Source organism: Streptomyces sp. UG1, from assembly GCF_049974585.1.
Lineage (GTDB): Bacteria > Actinomycetota > Actinomycetes > Streptomycetales > Streptomycetaceae > Streptomyces.
The window spans coordinates 56,884-74,860 of sequence record NZ_JBNGGG010000005.1; the positions used below are offsets into that span (position 1 = coordinate 56,884).

General features: G+C 70.4%; 20 protein-coding genes and 3 tRNA genes. 19 read left to right on the forward strand and 4 right to left on the reverse strand.

The features are described 5' to 3' along the window. Positions 1 to 398: 398 nt before the first annotated feature. The 10 genes from ACP4J3_RS07170 (at position 399) to ACP4J3_RS07215 (ending at position 10,247) form a co-directional block, all read left to right on the forward strand. Entirely contained in the window at positions 399 to 1,367 is a 969-nt protein-coding gene (locus ACP4J3_RS07170; protein WP_426531594.1) for a complex I subunit 1/NuoH family protein, read from the forward strand. A gap of 2 nt (positions 1,368 to 1,369) precedes the next feature. Beyond that, positions 1,370 to 1,921 carry a NuoI/complex I 23 kDa subunit family protein gene (locus ACP4J3_RS07175; RefSeq protein WP_426531596.1) on the forward strand — a complete coding sequence of 184 codons (552 nt, stop codon included), beginning with the start codon at positions 1,370 to 1,372 and terminating at the stop codon, positions 1,919 to 1,921. Beyond that, positions 1,918 to 2,592, forward strand: a complete 675-nt coding sequence (locus ACP4J3_RS07180) for an NADH-quinone oxidoreductase subunit J family protein (protein WP_426531598.1) — start codon at positions 1,918 to 1,920, stop codon at positions 2,590 to 2,592. The genes ACP4J3_RS07175 and ACP4J3_RS07180 overlap by 4 nt, the downstream gene beginning before the upstream one ends. Further along, on the forward strand, positions 2,592 to 2,981 hold the full coding sequence (nuoK, locus tag ACP4J3_RS07185) for an NADH-quinone oxidoreductase subunit NuoK (protein ID WP_426531600.1): 390 nt from the start codon (positions 2,592 to 2,594) through the stop codon (positions 2,979 to 2,981). Before ACP4J3_RS07180 ends, nuoK begins: the two co-directional genes overlap by 1 nt. Next, positions 2,978 to 4,972, forward strand: a complete 1,995-nt coding sequence (locus ACP4J3_RS07190) for an NADH-quinone oxidoreductase subunit L (RefSeq protein ID WP_426531602.1) — start codon at positions 2,978 to 2,980, stop codon at positions 4,970 to 4,972. The genes nuoK and ACP4J3_RS07190 overlap by 4 nt, the downstream gene beginning before the upstream one ends. Positions 4,973 to 4,978: 6 nt before the next feature. Further along, positions 4,979 to 6,553 (forward strand): complex I subunit 4 family protein, encoded by a 1,575-nt coding sequence (locus tag ACP4J3_RS07195; protein ID WP_426531604.1) that lies wholly within the window; start codon positions 4,979 to 4,981, stop codon positions 6,551 to 6,553. Continuing rightward, positions 6,550 to 8,073 (forward strand): NADH-quinone oxidoreductase subunit N, encoded by a 1,524-nt coding sequence (locus ACP4J3_RS07200; RefSeq protein ID WP_426531606.1) that lies wholly within the window; start codon positions 6,550 to 6,552, stop codon positions 8,071 to 8,073. Before ACP4J3_RS07195 ends, ACP4J3_RS07200 begins: the two co-directional genes overlap by 4 nt. 255 nt (positions 8,074 to 8,328) lie before the next feature. Beyond that, positions 8,329 to 9,192 carry a zinc metalloprotease HtpX gene (htpX, locus tag ACP4J3_RS07205; protein ID WP_426531608.1) on the forward strand — a complete coding sequence of 288 codons (864 nt, stop codon included), beginning with the start codon at positions 8,329 to 8,331 and terminating at the stop codon, positions 9,190 to 9,192. Further along, complete coding sequence (locus ACP4J3_RS07210; RefSeq protein ID WP_426531610.1) at positions 9,189 to 9,584, forward strand: YccF domain-containing protein; 396 nt, start codon at positions 9,189 to 9,191, stop codon at positions 9,582 to 9,584. The genes htpX and ACP4J3_RS07210 overlap by 4 nt, the downstream gene beginning before the upstream one ends. A 96-nt stretch (positions 9,585 to 9,680) precedes the next feature. Then, positions 9,681 to 10,247: an SMI1/KNR4 family protein gene (locus ACP4J3_RS07215; RefSeq protein ID WP_426531612.1), complete on the forward strand. Its 567-nt coding sequence runs from the start codon at positions 9,681 to 9,683 to the stop codon at positions 10,245 to 10,247. Between the two features lie 162 nt (positions 10,248 to 10,409). Here ACP4J3_RS07215 and ACP4J3_RS07220 read toward each other — a convergent pair whose 3' ends face one another. Continuing rightward, a complete protein-coding gene (locus tag ACP4J3_RS07220) occupies positions 10,410 to 11,684 on the reverse strand; it encodes an APC family permease (RefSeq protein WP_426531614.1) in 1,275 nt (424 codons plus the stop codon). A 150-nt stretch (positions 11,685 to 11,834) separates the two neighbouring features. Between ACP4J3_RS07220 and ACP4J3_RS07225 the strand changes: the two genes are divergently transcribed. Further along, a complete protein-coding gene (locus tag ACP4J3_RS07225) occupies positions 11,835 to 12,101 on the forward strand; it encodes a GlsB/YeaQ/YmgE family stress response membrane protein (RefSeq protein WP_426531616.1) in 267 nt (88 codons plus the stop codon). A gap of 136 nt (positions 12,102 to 12,237) precedes the next feature. On the opposite strand, the gene ACP4J3_RS07230 is transcribed toward ACP4J3_RS07225, so the two are convergent. Next, positions 12,238 to 12,726 (reverse strand): YajQ family cyclic di-GMP-binding protein, encoded by a 489-nt coding sequence (locus ACP4J3_RS07230; RefSeq protein WP_031477911.1) that lies wholly within the window; start codon positions 12,724 to 12,726, stop codon positions 12,238 to 12,240. A gap of 226 nt (positions 12,727 to 12,952) precedes the next feature. On the opposite strand from ACP4J3_RS07230, the gene ACP4J3_RS07235 reads away from it, so the two are divergent. Continuing rightward, positions 12,953 to 13,034, forward strand: a tRNA-Tyr gene (locus tag ACP4J3_RS07235). Between the two features lie 103 nt (positions 13,035 to 13,137). Then, on the forward strand, positions 13,138 to 13,350 hold the full coding sequence (locus ACP4J3_RS07240; RefSeq protein WP_426531618.1) for a hypothetical protein: 213 nt from the start codon (positions 13,138 to 13,140) through the stop codon (positions 13,348 to 13,350). A 26-nt stretch (positions 13,351 to 13,376) separates the two neighbouring features. On the opposite strand, the gene ACP4J3_RS07245 is transcribed toward ACP4J3_RS07240, so the two are convergent. Both ACP4J3_RS07245 and ACP4J3_RS07250 read right to left on the reverse strand, forming a co-directional pair. Continuing rightward, positions 13,377 to 14,033 (reverse strand): SDR family oxidoreductase, encoded by a 657-nt coding sequence (locus tag ACP4J3_RS07245; RefSeq protein WP_426531915.1) that lies wholly within the window; start codon positions 14,031 to 14,033, stop codon positions 13,377 to 13,379. Positions 14,034 to 14,269: 236 nt separating this feature from the next. Next, positions 14,270 to 15,532: an amidohydrolase family protein gene (locus tag ACP4J3_RS07250; RefSeq protein ID WP_426531620.1), complete on the reverse strand. Its 1,263-nt coding sequence runs from the start codon at positions 15,530 to 15,532 to the stop codon at positions 14,270 to 14,272. Positions 15,533 to 15,762: 230 nt separating this feature from the next. Between ACP4J3_RS07250 and ACP4J3_RS07255 the strand changes: the two genes are divergently transcribed. The 6 genes from ACP4J3_RS07255 (at position 15,763) to ACP4J3_RS07280 (ending at position 17,939) form a co-directional block, all read left to right on the forward strand. Then, positions 15,763 to 15,835: transfer RNA gene (locus tag ACP4J3_RS07255), tRNA-Thr, on the forward strand. Positions 15,836 to 15,881: 46 nt separating this feature from the next. Next, positions 15,882 to 15,954: transfer RNA gene (locus tag ACP4J3_RS07260), tRNA-Met, on the forward strand. An 89-nt stretch (positions 15,955 to 16,043) separates the two neighbouring features. After that, on the forward strand, positions 16,044 to 16,208 hold the full coding sequence (gene rpmG, locus ACP4J3_RS07265) for a 50S ribosomal protein L33 (RefSeq protein ID WP_003948671.1): 165 nt from the start codon (positions 16,044 to 16,046) through the stop codon (positions 16,206 to 16,208). A gap of 146 nt (positions 16,209 to 16,354) precedes the next feature. Next, positions 16,355 to 16,819, forward strand: coding sequence for an FAS1-like dehydratase domain-containing protein (locus tag ACP4J3_RS07270; protein ID WP_426531622.1), 465 nt, complete (start codon positions 16,355 to 16,357; stop codon positions 16,817 to 16,819). Positions 16,820 to 16,824: 5 nt separating this feature from the next. Beyond that, positions 16,825 to 17,253: a MaoC family dehydratase gene (locus ACP4J3_RS07275; RefSeq protein WP_426531624.1), complete on the forward strand. Its 429-nt coding sequence runs from the start codon at positions 16,825 to 16,827 to the stop codon at positions 17,251 to 17,253. Positions 17,254 to 17,369: 116 nt separating this feature from the next. Then, a complete protein-coding gene (locus ACP4J3_RS07280) occupies positions 17,370 to 17,939 on the forward strand; it encodes a TetR/AcrR family transcriptional regulator (protein WP_426531626.1) in 570 nt (189 codons plus the stop codon). Positions 17,940 to 17,977: the final 38 nt, after the last annotated feature.

Below are 17,977 nucleotides of genomic sequence, written 5' to 3' on the forward strand. Positions count from 1 at the left end.
GAGCCGGGGCCGGATGCCGAGCCGGCACCGAAGCCACGACCCGAGCCGGAATCGGATCGCCGGACTGAGCGGCGGCCGGATGCCGAGCCGGAACCGGAGCATCGAGCTGAGCCAGGGCCGGGTGCCGAGGCTGAGCCCGAGGCCGGGCGCCGAGTCGGGCCTGGGCCGGACCCCCGGGGGCGAGCCGAGCCCGACCCGCAATCTGAGCCGGTCCCCGAGCAATCTGGCCCGCAACCCGAGTCGGCACCCGAGCAGTCCGCCCCGCCCTCCAGGGCGACCCCCCAGCCCGACCCCGGCGACGCGGCCCCCACCGACCCCGAGCCGAAAACCGGCCCGGCCGTCACCCCCGGCCAGTCCCCGGAATCCGACGACCGCATCGACCCCGCAGGAGGCCCGCAGTGAACGACGCGCTCGACGTCACCCTGCGACTCCTGATCGTCTTCGTCGTCTTCCTGACCTTCCCCCTGATCGTCGGTCAGACCGAGCACAAGGTGATGGCCCACATGCAGGGCCGCGTCGGCCCGATGTACGCCGGTGGCTTCCACGGCTGGGCCCAGCTCGTCGCCGACGGCGTGAAGTTCGCGCAGAAGGAGGATGTCGTCCCGGCAGGCGCGGACCGCCGCATCTTCCAGCTCGCCCCGGCCGTGGCCCTCCTGCCTTATCTGCTCGTTCTGCTCGCCATCCCCATCGGCCCGAGCGAAGGCGCGGTCGGCGCGGTCATCGACGCCGGCATCTTCTTCGTCCTCGCCGTGATGGGCGTCGGCGTCCTCGGTTCGCTCATGGCCGGCTGGGCCTCCGCCAACAAGTTCTCCCTCCTCGGCGGACTGCGCACCGCCGCCCAGCTCCTCGCCTACGAACTCCCGATGCTGCTCGCCGCCGCCTCCGTGGCGATGGCGGCCGGCACCGTCTCCCTCCCCGGCATCCTCGACGCCTTCGAGTGGTGGTGGCTGCCCTGGCAGATCGTCGGCGCGATCGTCTTCTTCGTCGCCGGCCTGGCCGAACTCCAGCGCCCGCCCTTCGACATGCCCGTCGCCGACTCGGAGATCATCTTCGGTGCCTACACCGAGTACACCGGTCTTCGCTTCGCCCTGTTCCTCCTCGCCGAGTACGCCGGAATCATCATCCTGTGCGGCCTGACCACCGTTCTCTTCCTGGGCGGCTGGCACGGCCCCTGGGGCGCCGACGGCCTCGGCTGGGTCTGGACCCTGCTGAAGACGGCCGTCCTCGCCTTCCTCGTGATCTGGCTCCGCGTCACCTATCCCCGTCTGCGCGAGGACCAGCTCCAGAAGCTCTCCTGGACCCTCCTCGTCCCCCTCTCTCTCGCCCAGATCGCCCTCACCGGCATCGTCAAGGTGGTGATCAACTAACCATGGCCCCCATCCCCGGCTCCGGCCTCGCCAAGGGCCTGGCCGTCACCCTCCGCACGATGACGAAGAAGTCCGTCACCGCGCAGTACCCGGACGCCCAGCCCGACCTCCCGCCCCGCACCCGTGGCGTGATCGGCCTGTTCGAGGAGAACTGCACGGTCTGCATGCTCTGCGCCCGTGAGTGCCCGGACTGGTGCATCTACATCGACTCCCACAAGGAGACCGTCCCGGCGGTGACCCCCGGCGGCCGCGAGCGCAGCCGCAACGTTCTCGACCGCTTCGCCATCGACTTCGCCCTGTGCATGTACTGCGGTATCTGCATCGAGGTCTGTCCTTTCGACGCCCTGTTCTGGTCCCCGGAGTTCGAGTACGCCGAGACCGACATCCGCGACCTCACCCACGAGCGCGACAAGCTCCGCGAGTGGATGTGGACCGTCCCGGCCCCGCCCGCGCTGGACCCCGGCGCGGAGGAGCCCAAGGAGATCGCCGCCGCCCGCAAGACCGCCGAGAAGCTGGCCGCCGCGCAGGCGGAACCGCAGGAGGGAGAGTCGTGAGCCTTGCCGCCGAGACCCACGGCTTCCTCTCCCCGACCGGTGTCGAGATCGCCTTCCTCCTCGTCGGCCTGGTCACCTTCGGCGCCGCCCTGGTCACCGTCACCACCCGGCAGCTCGTGCACGCCGCCCTGTGGCTGGTGGTCACGCTCGGCGGCCTCGCCGTGGAGTACCTCCTGCTCACCGCCGAGTTCATCGCCTGGGTGCAGGTCCTCATCTATGTAGGTTCCGTCGTCGTCCTCCTTCTGTTCGGTCTGATGCTCACCAAGGCCCCCATCGGCCGCTCCCCGGACGCCGACTCCGGCAACCGCTGGGTCGCCCTCACCGTGGCCGTCGCCGCCGCGGCCACGCTGGTCTGGGTGGTCGTCGACGCCTTCCGCACGACCTGGATCGACCTCGACGGCCCCGCCGCCGGCTCCACCAGGGCCACCGGCGAGAGCCTCTTCCAGAACTGGGTCCTTCCCTTCGAGGCCCTCTCCGTCCTCCTCCTCGCGGCCCTGGTCGGCGCGATCGTCCTGTCCCGCAAGGCGAAGGCCGAGTCGGGCTCTCCCTCTGTGAACTCCCGGGCCGGGACCGGCAGTTCCCCATCCGCCCCGGATTCCCGGAATCACACGATCGGGCGAAATGGGCCGGTCGAGGGAACCGGTCCGGCCGAGCAGGAAGGCGCCCGCTGATGCATCTCGCCTATCCCGCCGTACTCTCCGCTCTCCTCTTCTGCACCGGCCTGTACGGCGTCCTCGCCCGCCGCAACGCGATCCTGGTCCTGATGTCGGTCGAGCTGATGCTCAACGCCGTCAACCTCAACCTGGTCGCCTTCGACGTCTGGCTCAGCAAGGCGGCCGAGGAGACCCTGCACTCCGGCCTGGCCCTGACCCTGTTCACCATCACGATCGCCGCCGCCGAGATCGGCATCGGCCTGGCGATCGTCCTCGCCGTCCACCGCAACCGCGGCACCTCGGACATCGACAAGCTCCGCGACAGCGCCGAAGGCCCCGACACCGACGGCTCCGACCGCGACGCCCTCACGGCCGCGCAGGGCGAGAAGGCTGAGGCCACCGCGTGACCACGACCACCCTCGCCACACTCGTCCCCCTCCTTCCGTTCCTCGGCGCCGCGGCCGGCCTGCTCCTGGGCCGCACGGCCCCCGGCTTCGTCCGTCCGCTCGCCGTCCTTCCGACGTTCGCCTCCCTCGTGCTCGCCGCGGTGGTCGCCGTGCGCCAGGGCGGCGACCGGGCGATCAACGCCGGCACCGAGCTGACGCCCACCGGCTCGGTCCCGATCGAACTCGCCCTGTACATCGACGGCTTCGCCGCCCTCGTCGCCGTACTCGTCGGCGTCGTCGCCACCTGCGTGCAGATCTACTCCACGGGCTATCTGCGCGAGGACCCGCGCTACCCGTCGTACGCCGCGCTCGTCTCCCTGTTCACCTCCGCGATGCTGCTCGTCGTCTACTCCGGCGACCTGATGGTGCTGCTGGTCGGCTGGGAGATCATGGGCATCTGCTCGTACTTCCTGGTCGGCCACTACTGGGAGACCCCGGAGGCCCGCGCCGCCTCCATCAAGGCCTTCCTGGTGACCAAGCTCGGCGACGTCCCCTTCCTCATCGGCCTGTTCGCGCTGGCCACGGACGCCGGGTCGTTCCGCATCACGAAGGTCCTCGACACCGTCGCGAGCGGCGGACTCGACCACCCGACGCTGATCGCCCTGCTCCTCCTCGCAGGCGTGGCGGGCAAGTCGGCGCAGTTCCCGCTGCACACCTGGCTCCCGGACGCGATGGCGGGCCCGACGCCCGTCTCCGCGCTGATCCACGCCGCGACGATGGTCGCCGCCGGTGTCTACTTCGTCGCCCGGCTCCTCCCGGTCTTCGAGGCGTCCCGGGCCGCGATGATCGTCCTCGCCGTGATGGCCGCCGTCACCATGGCCGGCTCGGCCCTCGCCGCGCTCGCCCAGGACGACATCAAGCGCGTCCTCGCCTACTCGACGATCGGCCAGCTCGGCTACATGACCGGTGCCCTGGCCGTCGCCGACCGCGGTGCCGCCGTCTTCCACCTCCTGTCGCACGGCGCCTTCAAGGCGCTGCTGTTCCTCGCGGCCGGCGTGATCATCCACGCCGCCGGCACCAACTCGCTGGCCGCCATGTCCCGCATGAGCCACCTGCGCGACCGCGTCCCCGACGCCTACTGGACGATGACCGTGGCGCTCCTCGCGCTCGCCGCGATCCCGCCCTTCAGCGGCTTCTTCTCCAAGGAGTCCGTCCTCGGCGCCGCCGAGCACGTCGCCACCGGCAGCACCGAGCACGCCCCCGGCGCCGCGGGCTGGCTCGTCCTCGTCGCCGGCCTGCTCACGGCCCTGCTCACCGCCGCGTACGCGATGCGCCTGTGGCTGCTGGCCTTCCGCGGCTGGGGCGCCGAGGCCCCCGACCACGGCAGGCAGCCGCTGACCATGACCGTGGTGCTGTGGGTGCTCGCCGCCCCGTCCCTCGCCGTCGGTGCCCTTGCCTACCGCGTGCTCCCCGACTGGTTCGACGGCCACGACCTCACCCCGACCCTCACCACCTCCGTCGTCGGCACGGGAGTGGCCCTGGTCGGCGGAATCGTCAGCTACGCCGCCTGGCGCCACACCACCTCGATCGCGGCCCGCGTCCCGCTGGGTGCGGTCGCGGCCCACCCCGAGGGCGACGCCGCCCAGGTCGAGGCCGAGGCCATCGCCAGTCACGCGCCCGTGTACGGGGGAGTGGCCTACGCACCCGATCCGGCGGACCCCGGCCGGCTGCTGCTCGGCCCGCTGCACCGGCACGCGGCCGTCGGCTTCCACCTCGACGCCGTGTACCGGGCGTTGTTCGTCCGCCCGGTCCAGGCCGGCGCGAGTCTCGTCCGGTTCCTCGACCGCGAGGTCGTCGACACCTACGTCCGTGGGGCGGGCGCCCTACCCCGCTGGCTCGGCATCGCCGTACGGCGCGCCCAGACCGGCAATGTGCAGACCTATGTGAGCGCGCTGCTCGCCGGCACCGTCGTCCTCGCGGTCGCCGCCGTCCTCGTCGCCACGGGAGCGTGAGCAGGCGTGATCGATATCAACGAGTCCGTGATGCAGTTCCTTCTGGCGTTCGTCGTCGTCGGCCCGCTCCTCGGCGCGGCCGCCGCCCTGCTGCCCGCCCCGCCCGGACTGAAGGGGAAGTCCCCCGAGCAGGCGGTGCTCCGGCACGGCGTCACCGTCACCGGCGCGGTCCTCATCGCGGCGATCGTCCTCGCGCTCGGCTTCGACCACGGCCAGCCGTCGAAGATGCAGGCCAGCACGGACATCAGCTGGATCCCCGCACTCGACGTGCGCATCCACCTCGGCATCGACGGCATCTCCCTCCCCCTTCTGGTCCTGACCGCGCTGCTGACCTTCCTCTGCGCGCTCTACTCCTACTTCAAGATGCCTTCGGGCCCGACCCCGAAGGCCTTCGTCGCACTGCTGCTCGTCCTGGAGTCCGGCACCCTCGCCACCTTCGCCGTCCTCGACCTGCTGCTGTTCTTCCTCGCTTTCGAGATGGTCCTGATCCCGATGTACTTCCTCATCGCCCGCTGGGGCGGCGAGGGCCGGGCCGCGGCCGCCTGGAAGTTCATCCTCTTCACGCTGCTCGGCTCCGTGGTCATGCTGCTCGGCCTGCTCCTGATCGGAATCAAGGCGGGCACTTTCGACATGGTGGCACTCGCCACTGACAACGGTCGGTCACTGACCGCGTCCGTGCAGGTCATCGCCGTTTTGGCGATCGGGATCGGGCTCGCGGTCAAGACGCCGATGTGGCCGCTGCACAGTTGGCTGCCCGACGCCCACACCGCCGCGCCCACCGTCGGCTCGGTCCTGCTGGCCGGTGTCCTGCTGAAGATGGGCACCTACGGGTTCGTCCGCATCCTGCTGCCGATCACCCCCGACGGATTCGCCGACTTCGCGCCCTACCTCGCCGCCTTCGCCGTCGTCGGAATCATCTACGGCTCCCTGGCCTGCCTCGCCCTCGCCAAGCAGGGCGCCAAGGGCGACCTCAAGCGCCTCATCGCCTACTCCTCCGTCGGCCACATGGGCTTCGTACTGCTCGGCATCGCCACGATGACCCCGACCGGCGTGAACGGCGCCCTGTTCGCCAACATCGCCCACGGCCTCATCACCGGCCTGCTGTTCTTCCTGGTCGGCGCGTTGAAGGACCGTACCGGCAGCACCGACCTCGACACCCTCGCCGAGGAGACCGGAGCCGCGCTGTACGGCAAGGCCCCGCGCCTGGGCGGCCTGCTCGCCTTCGCCGCGGTCGCCTCGCTCGGGCTGCCGGGCCTCGCCGGGTTCTGGGGCGAGATGCTCGCCCTGTTCGGCGCGTTCGAACCCGCCGCCGGCCTCAGCCGCCCGGCCTTCCTCACCTTCATGGCGATCGGCGCCTTCGGCACCCTCCTCACGGCCGCCTACCTGCTCGTCGTGGTCCGCCGCGTCTGCATGGGCGCCGCGCCGCAGGACGCCCCGAAGCTCGCCGACGTCCAGACGTACGAGTTCGCGGCCTGGACCCCGCTCGTCGCCCTCACCGTCGTCGCCGGACTGTGGCCGAAGACCCTCCTCGGCCTGACCGACCCGGCCGTGCAGCAGCTCCTCGCAGGAGGCACCCGATGAGCTCCCTGGCCCAGCCGCTGACCGCGAACCTCGTCCAGTCCGTCGACTGGCTCGCCATCGCGCCGCCCACCATCGCGGCGGCCGTCGGACTCGCCGTCCTCGTCGCCGACCTGTTCGTCGCGGACAGCAAGAAGACCCTGCTCGGCTGGACATCGGTGGCCGGCCTCGCCGCCTCCGTGCTGATGCTGCTGCCGCTCCTCGACGGCGACCGCTCGACGTTCTGCCTGGCCGGCGACGCCGCCCTGTGCAGCTATACGGCCGACCGCTTCACCCTCGTCATCCAGTTCCTGGTCCTCGGCGGCGCCCTCCTCGCGGCCCTCCTGTCCGTCACCGCCCTCAAGGACGCCCACAAGCAACTCCCCGAAGGGGAGTTCTGGTTCCTGCTGCTCTCCTCCGCCGCCGGCGCCGCCCTGCTGCCCGCCTCCCGGGACCTGGCGACCCTCATCGTCGCCCTGGAAGTCGCCTCGCTCCCCGCCTTCGCCCTCGTGGGCCTGCGCCACGGCGACCGCAAGTCCTCCGAGGCAGCCCTGAAGTTCTTCCTGTCCTCGGTCACCGCGACCGCGGTCAGCCTCATGGGCATCAGCTTCGTGTACGCCTCCACAGGCACCCTCTACCTCACGCAGATCGCCGACCGCATCCAGAACGTCGACGGACAGCTCCAGACCCTCGCCCAGACCGGAGTCGCCCTCACCCTGGTCGGCTTCGCCTTCAAGACGGCAGCCGTGCCCTTCCACTTCTGGGTGCCGGACACCTACGTGGGCGCGCCCCTGCCGGTCGCCGCCTACCTGTCGGTCGTCGGCAAGGCCGTCGGCTTCACCGGCCTGATCCTCGTCACGGTGATCGCCCTGCCGTCGTACGCCGACGTCTGGGGCCCCGCCCTCGCGGCACTGGCCGCCCTCACCATGACCGTCGGCAACGTCGGCGCCCTGCGCCAGCAGGCCACGCGCGCGTACAGCGCGGTACGCCTGCTCGCCTGGTCCTCCATCGGGCAGGCCGGCTACCTCCTGGTGCCGATCGCCGCCGCCGCGTACTCCGACGACGCCGAGCGGTCCATCGGATCCACCGTCGCCTACGCCCTCATGTACGCCGCCGTGAACCTCGGCGCCTTCGCGGTGGCCGCACTGGTCGGCCGTACCGCGACGCTCAACCGCATCAGCGATTACCGCGGCCTGTACGCGCGCAACCCGCTGGCCGCCCTGATCCTGGCCTTCTTCCTGCTCTGCCTCGCCGGGCTCCCGCCGGGCATCATCGGCCTCTTCGCCAAGGTCACCGTGTTCTCCGCCGCCGTCGACGCGGGCCTCGGCTGGCTGGCCGTGGTCATGGCCGTCAACGTCGTGATCGCGCTGTTCTACTACCTCCAGTGGACGGCCCTGCTGTTCCGCGCCCCCGAGGGCGAGCCCGTCAGGCACCTCGTCCCCGCACCGGTCACGGCCACCATGGCCCTCACCGGCGTCGTCGGCATCGCCCTGTCCGGAGCCCCCCAGCTCATCCTGCGCTTCGCCAACACCGGGCTCTTCTGAGCCTGGAGTGCACCCAGGCCCTTCTGAGCCTTGGGGGGCACTCCGCACGCGCGCGTGGGACGCCCCAGCCCTCACGCGCGCGGGCGCGTTCACCCGTACGGACCACTCCCGCAGCCGTACGCGCAAGGGAACCCATGACCCTCGCCTGGCGTTGACCAGTACAGAAGGGTCCACTGGACGTGAGACCACGGCACCAGTGGCATCGAAGATCGACCAGCAAAGGGTTCCCCTGCCGCACCACTTGGAGGGCGTACCGTGCACCGCCGGCACAACGGGCTCAGGACCGCAGTACTCCTCGGGGGACTGTCCGCCCTCATCATCGTCATCGGCAGTTTCTTCGGCCGCATGGGGCTCGTCGTCGCAGTTGTGATCGCGCTGGGCACGAACGCGTACGCGTACTGGAACAGCGACAAACTGGCGCTGCGCGCGATGCGCGCGCGCCCGGTCAGCGAGTTCGAGGCACCGGGGCTGTACCGCATGGTCCGCGACCTCTCCACCCAGGCCCGCCAGCCCATGCCGCGCCTGTACATCTCCCCGACGGAGGCGCCGAACGCGTTCGCGACGGGCCGCAATCCGCGCAACGCCGCCGTGTGCTGCACCGAAGGAATCCTGCGCATCCTCGACGAGCGCGAACTGCGCGGTGTCATCGGCCACGAGTTGAGCCACGTCTACAACCGCGACATCCTGATCTCGTCGGTCGCCGGCGCCCTCGCCTCGGTGATCATGTTCCTGGTCAACTTCGCCTGGCTGATCCCGATCGGCCGCTCCGATGACGACGACGGCCCCGGCCTCCTGGGCATGCTGCTGATCATGATCCTGGGCCCGCTCGCCGCCACGCTCATCCAGCTTGCCATCAGCCGCTCCAGAGAGTACGAGGCCGACGCCTCCGGCGCCCAGCTCACAGGGGACCCGCGTGCCCTCGCCAGCGCCCTGCGCAAGCTCGACGCCGGCACCAAGCAGCTTCCGCTGCCCCCCGAGCCGCGTATCGAGACCGCAAGTCACATGATGATCGCGAACCCCTTCCGCCCGGGGCAGGGATTCTCGAGAATGTTCTCCACCCATCCGCCCATGGCGGAACGTATTGCCCGGCTCGAGAAGATGGCAGGCCCCCCACGATGAAGACCATCCTCAACGTCATCTGGCTCGTCCTGAGCGGCTTTTGGCTGTTCCTCGGCTATCTGCTCGCGGGCCTGCTGCTGTGCATCACCATCATCGGCATCCCGTTCGGCATAGCCGCCTTCCGCATCGGCGTCTACGCCCTGTGGCCCTTCGGGTACACGACGGTCGAGCGCCGTGACGCCGGAGCCCCCTCCTGCATCGGCAATGTGCTGTGGCTGGTCCTGGCGGGCTGGTGGCTCGCCATCGGCCACATCGTCACCGGTCTCGCCCTGTGCGTCACGATCATCGGGATCCCGTTCGGCATCGCCAACTTCAAGCTGATCCCGGTGTCGCTGTTCCCGCTGGGCCGCGAGATCGTGTCGACGGACAAGCCGTTCGCGTCGAGCTGGTAGCCGGACGGGGCGGCAGCGGAAGGCGCAGGTTTTCCACAACCCGACGGTTGTCCACAGGCCGGACCGATTGTCAGTGGCGGCTTGCATCATGAATGCATGACCGAGAACGAGCAGTTGCTGACGAGGGTGGCGGACAAGGCCCGCAACACCCGACCGTGGGGCTGGACTTCACTTCCCGAGCCCGTGGACGCGGCCACCGTGGCCCGCGCCGAGTCCGCCCTCGGCTTCCGCCTGCCGTCGCTGCTCGCCGACCTCTACCTGCGTATAGGGGACGGCGGATTCGGTCCGGAGTACGGCCTGTTGCCCCTGCTCGACAGCCCTCCGGCCGACGAGCCCGCCGCCGTCACGCAGTACCTCGCCAACCGCGAGAGCGCCCGCAAGGACCCGGACTGGCCCTGGCCCGAGGGCGTCCTGCCGATATCTCACTGGGGCTGTGCGATGTACGCCTGCGTGGACTGCCGCAGCCCTCAGGCCACCGTCCTGCTCTTCGAACCGAACGCCGACGACGCCGACCAGGCCTGGTACGTGGACGCCCCGAGCCTCATGGACTGGCTGCGCGCCTGGATCGACGGCACGGGCTGGTACGAGGAGATGAACGAGGGGCAGGAGCTGGCCCCTTGGGCCGACTTCCGCATACGCACGGCGACGGCACGCGCGTCTTGAGGGGACCGACGGCATTCGGTTCCCCGATCGTGCAGACGGACCGCCGCACGACTGGACCGAGAACCACCGAGGCGCCCGCCGCCGCCCGCGACGGCACTGAGCGGGACCGGTCCTGCCCTGCGGCTCGGCGCGCCTGACCGCCGCCCGCGCCCATCACGACAGCTACCGCCCCACGCCCTGACGCGCCCGCGCCGCCGCCCACCGCCGGACCCCGTACGCGACCACACCCACCGTCAGCACACCCGCACCGACAACGACCGAGACCGCAGGCAGCGAGAACGCCAGGATCCCGCACCCGAGCAGCCCCACCGCCGGTACGACGCGCGAAGCCGGTGTCGAGTCGAGGGTCCAGGCCGATGCGTTGGCCACCGCGTAGTACGCCAGCACACCGAAGGAGGAGAACCCGATCGCGCCTCGGACGTCCACCGTGGCGGCGAGGACCGCGACGACCGCGCCCACCGCGAGTTCGGCCCGGTGAGGCACCTGGAAACGTGGATGCACGGCCGCCAGCGCGCCGGGCAGATGCCGGTCGCGGGCCATGGCCAGCGTCGTCCGTGAGACGCCCAGAATCAGGGCGAGCAGCGAGCCGAGCGCGGCGACGGCGGCGCCCACTCGTACCACCGGCTCCAGTCCCGGCACACCGGCCGCCTGTACCGCGTCGGCCAGTGGTGCGCCCGCTTGCCCGAGGCCGTTCGGCCCCAGAACGGAAAGGACAGCCACCGCCACGCACGCGTACACCACCAGCGCGATGCCCAGCGCCAGGGGAATCGCCCGGGGGATGGTGCGCGCGGGGTCCCGTACCTCCTCGCCGAGGGTCGCGATCCGCGCGTACCCGGCGAACGCGAAGAACAGCAGGCCGGCCGCCTGCAGCACGCCGCCCACGCCCCCCGAGGTCCCGATGTCCAGGCGCCCGGCATCGGACTCCCCGGACCCCAGGCTCACGACCACCACACAAGCGAGGACAGCGAGGACCACCGCCACGATCGCCCGCGTCAGCCAGGCTGACTTCTGGACACCGCCGTAGTTCACCGCGGTCAGCGCCACCACGGCCGCGACCGCCACCGCATGCGCCTGCCCGGGCCAGACATACGCGCCCACAGTGAGCGCCATCGCCGCACAGGAGGCCGTCTTACCGACCACGAACGACCAGCCCGCGAGATAACCCCAGAACGGCCCGAGCCGTTCGCGCCCGTAGACATACGTGCCGCCCGAGGCCGGATACAGGGCGGCCAGGCGTGCCGACGACGTGGCGTTGCAGTAGGCGACCACGGCCGCGACCGCCAGCCCGAGCAGCAGTCCCGACCCGGCCGCGCGTGCGGCGGGCCCGAGCGCGGCGAAGATCCCGGCCCCGACCATCGAACCGAGCCCGATCACCACGGCGTCCCCGACGCCGAGGGTGCGCCGCAGTTCGGGGGAGGCGGAGCTGGACGGTGTCATGGCCGGAACCCTACTGATCGCTGCAACCGGGAGGCACCACCGGGACGTCCTGTTCATCAACGGAGCACGAACAACCGAGCACGAACAAGCGCGCCCGAAATCACAGTGCCGAAACAGTGCAGGCGCAGCGCGGAGGGGCAGGTTCAGGGCATGACGATCATCGGCTGGATCATTCTGGGGCTGTTGGCCGGCGCCATCGCCAAGTTCCTGCTGCCGGGACGCGACCCGGGCGGCTTCATCGGCACGACGCTCATCGGCATCGCGGGCGCGTTCATCGGTGGCTGGATCTCGGCCCGCTGGCTGGACCACCCGATCACCAAGGACTTCTACGACGGCGCTACATGGGCCTCGGCGATCGGTGGCTCGCTCGTGCTCCTGATCGCCTACCGCCTCTTGTTCGGTCATTCCCGCAACTGAGCGGCGAACGAACGAGGACCGACGACCGAAGCACACTTCCGAACCGCAGCCAGCAGGCGAGAAGGGTGGGCACCCGCACCGGGGGTGCCCACCCTTCCTCGTGAATCAGCCCGACCGTCGGTTCGCGGTCAGCGGCTCACCGGTAGTTCACGAACTGCAGCGCGAAGTCGAAGTCCTTGCCCTTCAGCAGGGCGATCACGGCCTGGAGGTCGTCCCGGCTCTTGGAGCTGACCCGCAGCTCGTCGCCCTGGACCTGGGCCTTCACGCCCTTCGGGCCCTCGTCACGAATGATCTTCGCCACCTTCTTGGCGTTCTCCTGGCTGATGCCCTCCTGGATCGACGCGAAGATCTTGTACTCCTTGCCCGAGAGCTGGGGCTCGCCCGCGTCCAGGGCCTTCAGGGAGATCCCGCGCTTGATCAGCTTGGACTGGAAGACGTCGAGGACGGCGTTGACCCGGTCCTCGGAGTTCGCCTCCATGAGGATCTTCTCCCCGGACCACGAGATCGAGGCACCCACGCCCTTGAAGTCGTAGCGCTGCGAGATCTCCTTGGCGGCCTGGTTGAGGGCGTTGTCGACCTCCTGCCGCTCGACCTTCGAGACGATGTCGAAACTGGAGTCGGCCATGTCCTGTGGCTCCTTGTATCGGGGTGCGTGTGGGGTGCGTATCAGCGGGCGTGGGGGTGTCCGCCGAGCCCGGGGCAGGCCCCGGACCGCATCCGGACAAGCCTAGCCACCCGCCGTCCCCCGGGCGGCGATCAATCGGGTGGCGAAGCACCCCTGTGTATCGGGTATTGTTTACGTCGTTGCCAGGGAGCACCGCCGAAAAGCGGTTCGAACGGCAGCAAACCCCGGCGGTGTGCCCGAGCGGCCAAAGGGAGCAGACTGTAAATCTGCCGGCTCAGCCTTCCCAGGTTCGAATCCTGGCGCCGCCACACTGGGAAAACCCCTCCGATCTGCGGAAACGCAGCGCGGAGGGGTTTTCGCGTTCCATACTGGCGTACGTTCCAGAGTGGCGTACGGGGGCACACTGGCCCCATGAGCACGCGTCGCAGAAGGTGCCCCGAGTGCCGGCGTGAGATCGCCGTCGTCGCCGGTCGGTTCGCACGGCACGACCCGCCCGGCGCGCGGCAGAGCGGGGAGCTCGTGTCGTGTTCCGGATCACGGCGACACGCGGAACTCGGGGCCGCACAGCCCGCGTTGGACGGGTACGTCGTGCCCGAGTTCCCCGGTCAGCTACCGCTGTTCTGAGTCCGGCCGTACGGTCGCCACCATCTTCAGTTCCCCGCCACCGACTTCACCGCCACCGACACCGGGGCCGAGCCGCTGATCAGTTCGAGCGTCAGGCCGGTCGTAGCGGGGGTGTCGAGCAACTCCGCCAGTACGGCGGCCACGTCGTCGCGGGGGATCGGGCCGCGGCCGGTGTGGGCCTCCAGGCGCACCTGGCCGGTTCCCGCGTCGTTCGTGAGCATGCCGGGGCGCAGAATCGTCCAGTCCAGGGCGTCCAGGCCGCGGACGTACTCGTCGGCCGCGCCCTTGGCGCGCAGGTAGACGTCGAAGATCTCGTCGCCCTCGTGCCGCGGGTTCGCGCCCATCGACGACACGATCAGGAATCGCCGTACGCCCGCCTGGATCGAGGCATTCGCGAAGAGGACCGCCGCGTCCTTGTCCACCGTGTCCTTGCGGGCCGACCCGCTGCCCGGGCCCGCACCGGCCGCGAAGACCGCCGCGTCCGCGCCCTGGAGCCGGGCCGCGACCTCCTCGACCGGGGCCGACTCCAGGTCCAGCAGGATGGGTTCGGCACCGGCCTCCCGCAGGTCGTCGGCCTGCTCGTCCTTGCGGATGATCCCCGCGACCTCGTCCCCGCGCGCGGCGAGCAGCCGCTCCAGCCGCAGCGCGATCTGACCATGACCACCAGCGATGACAATGCGCATGTTTCCGACCGTACGCCCGGACAGCCGCATCCGCCGCACGACTTCAGCCATGCCTCACACCCTGGGGCGCGCACCTCAGGCGCAAGCGCCGAGCGCGCGAGCCGCCGACGCCCGCATCACTCCCACTCCACCCTCACATCCACTCCACCCTCACATCCGCGCCGACCGCGCGCAGAGCCGACCGCATGCAGAGCCGGGCGCCCCCAGCGTGAGGCCCACCCCGACGAACCACCGCCTCAAGAGAGCTCCCCCCGCCCCTGCCGAGGCAACCCCAACTCCGCAGCCACAGCCGAGTTGCAGTACTCCCGCACCGCGCTGGTCCGCGCCACCACGCGCCCCCGGTGCACCACAATGCGGCTGTACGCCAGTGACAGCGCCCCCGACAGCCGCTCCCCGCGCACCGCCAGCAACTCGGCCGGGAAGCCCGCCTCCACCCGTACCTCGGGCAGGCCCAGCGCCGCACGCGCCGACGCGCTCACGCAGTCGTACGCGTCCTCGGGGCGCAGCCCATGGCGTGAGGACAGCAGGTAGGCGGCCTCCAGCGGGTCCCCGCGGCCCACCGGGTTCGACACGTCCCGCAGGGCGCCGCTCCCGGCGGCGACGCGTACGCCCGCGGAGCGCAACAGTCGTACGGGCGCCGTGGCCCGCCGTTCCACGCCCCCGCAGCCGCCCTGCGGCAGGCACACCACCGTCACCCCGGCCGCGGCGAGCTGGTCCGCGGTGCGGGAGGCCACCTGGGCGGGCAGCCGCCCGAGGCCGCCGCACGGGCCGAGGGTCACGCCGGGGCGCAGTCCGCCGGCCATCGCGGCGAGGCGGGACAGGCGCGCCGGGTCGGTGGCGTCGGTGTGCAGGTCGACGGGGCAGCCGTGCTCGGAGGCCACCTCCAGGACCGCCTCCACATAACCCGTCGGATCCGGGTCCAGGTCGGGACAGCCGCCGACCACCGACGCGCCCATCTTCAGCGCGTCCCGCAGCATCGCCAGCCCGTCGGCCCCGGCCACGCCGGTCAGCAGCCTGGGCATCGCCACGGTCGTCAACTCGGTGAGCCCGCGCAGCGAACGCCGCGCCTGGAGTACGGCGGCCAGCGCGTTCAGCTCCTGGATCTCGCCCACGCGCACGTGTGCCCGCAGCACGGTCGCACCGTGCCCGAGCTGGAGCAGAGCGGCCTCGGTGGCCCGGCGCTGGACGTCATGGGGGTCGTAGGAGACCGGTCCGCCCTCGTCGGCGGAGAGGGCGGTGTCGCCGTGGGCGTGCGGTTCGGCCGGGGCCGGCAGCAGCAGATAGCCGCTGAGGTCCACGCGTGTGCCGCACGCGCGCGTGCCGCCCGCCGTCAGGCTCCCGGCGGTGCCGACCGCCTCGATACGCCCGCCGTCCAGCCGTACGTCCACGGTCCGGCCGTCGGTGAGCCGTGCCCCGCACAGCAGCAGAGCACCCGGGTCGGCCGGTCCGGACGAGCCGGAGGACGACGAGTGGGGCGGCTGGGGGTGGCTGTCGGGCATCGCGCTCCAGAGGCAAGATCACGCAGAGTGAGTCGAGCCTAGGGTGGTGATGGGGCCCTGGCGCGCAGGAGCGCAATAGTCGTACCGGTGTGGTCCACGCGCGCGAGTCGCGCCCTCGGTACCGCTATGGCCTGCGAGGCGGCCGTGCCGGGCGCCCGTACGGCCGCGGACAGGGACCGCGAAACGGATTTGGGTGAACGGCGGCTGAGCGTGTAATGTCTTCATCGCTCGCCCCAATAGCTCAGTCGGCAGAGCGTCTCCATGGTAAGGAGAAGGTCAACGGTTCGATTCCGTTTTGGGGCTCTGGTGTGAGAGGTTCCCGCCGCGAGGTGGGAACGGATCGCATCACAGCGGTGTAGCTCAGTCGGTAGAGCAAGCGGCTCATAATCGCTGTGTCACCGGTTCAAGTCCGGTCACCGCTACTGACAGTAGCCGATTGCGGGGTCGGTCCTTCGATCGGCTACTCTTTCTTGCGTTAATTCATTCCATCCGTTCGTCAAGGAGCACTCACGTGGCTGCCACCGACGTCCGCCCGAAGATCACGCTGGCCTGCGTGGAGTGCAAGGAGCGGAACTACATCACCAAGAAGAACCGGCGTAACAACCCGGACCGTCTTGAGATGAAGAAGCACTGCCCGCGTTGCAACGCGCACACCGCGCACCGCGAGACGCGATAAATCAGGCTCGTACGCGAGGCCGCCCCCCGACAGCGGGGGCGGCCTCGCGTCGTTTCGGGCCCGGTTACCGGTCGGTTCCGCCGACCACAGGCCACCCAGAGCAGACACCAGGCAGACATCAGGCAGACATCAGGAGGTACCGAGCCATGGCGCTCGACCAGTCCTTCGTGGGGCGGAGCTACCCGCCCACCGAGCCCTATGAGGTGGGCCGGGAGAAGATCCGTGAGTTCGCGCAGGCCGTGGGGGACACCAATTTGGCCTACACGGACCCGGAGGCCGCCAAGGCGCTCGGCCACTCCGATGTGATCGCCCCGCCGACCTTTGTCTTCTCCATCACGTTCAAGGCCGCCGGACAGGTCATCGAGGACCCGCAGCTCGGCCTGGACTACAGCCGAGTGGTGCACGGCGACCAGAAGTTCGCCTACACCCGCCCGGTGCGGGCCGGCGACCGGCTGACCGTCACCTCGACCATCGAGGCGATCAAGTCGATGGCGGGCAACGAGATCCTGGACATCCGCGGCGAGGTCCACGACGAGGCGGGGGAGCACGTCGTGACCGCCTGGACGAAGCTCGTGGCCCGTGGGGCGGACGCCGTAGAAGGGGAGGCCTGAAGGCGATGACGGCGAAGATCGCATACGGCGACGTCGAGGTCGGCACCGAACTGCCCGCCCAGAGCTTCCCCGTGACCCGTGCCACGCTCGTCCAGTACGCGGGCGCCTCCGGGGACTTCAACCCGATCCACTGGAACGAGAAGTTCGCCAAGGAGGTGGGGCTGCCGGACGTCATCGCGCACGGCATGTTCACCATGGCCGAGGCGGTCCGTGTGGTCACCGACTGGACCGGCGACCCGGCGGCGGTCGTCGAGTACGGGGTCCGCTTCACCAAGCCCGTCGTCGTACCGAACGACGACCAGGGCGCCACGATCGAGGTCAGCGGCAAGGTCGCGGCCAAGCTCGATGACAACAAGGTCCGCGTGGATCTGACCGTGGTCAGCGAGGGCCGCAAGGTGCTCGGCATGTCGCGGGCGGTCGTACAGCTCGCGTGAGCGCATGTGTAAGGGGCGCCCTCCATGGTGGGGCGCCTCTTACACGTCCGGGCCGGTGACACATCTTCCGGCCTACCCCCTTGCCCTAGTTAGTGATTGAGTACTAACTTACTTTCATGGTCAGGATGAGCGCAGAGGAGAGGCGCGAGAGCGTCATCCGCGCGGCGATGAGCGAGTTCGCCCGCGGTGGCTACCACGGCACGTCGACCGAGGTGATCGCCAAGCGGGTCGGCGTCTCGCAGCCGTATCTCTTCCGGCTCTTCCCGGGCAAGAAGGCGATCTTCCTGGCGGCGGCGGCGCGGTGCGTCGAGGAGACCATCCGTACCTTCGCGGAGGCCTCCGAGGGGCTGGAGGGCGAAGAGGCCCTGCATGCCATGGCGAACGCGTACATGGACGTCATCGCAGAGCACCCGGAGCAGCTGCTCCTGCAGATGCAGATGTACGTCGCCGTGAGGGCCGCCGAGGAGGAAGGCGACCACGAGTTCGGCGCGGCGGTGCGCGACGGCTGGATGCGGCTGTGGGACACCGTGCACCTGCCGCTGGGCGCCGACGTCAGCGAGACGACGACCTTCATGGCGTACGGGATGCTCGTCAACTGCCTGGTCGCCATGGGATTTCCGCCCGAGCACCGGGTGTGGGAGGGGCTCTACCCGTCCGCCCGCACCACGGGCCGGCTCGAACACTGAGGCACGAGGAAGGCGTTCCGGCGCCTATGTGTGACCTT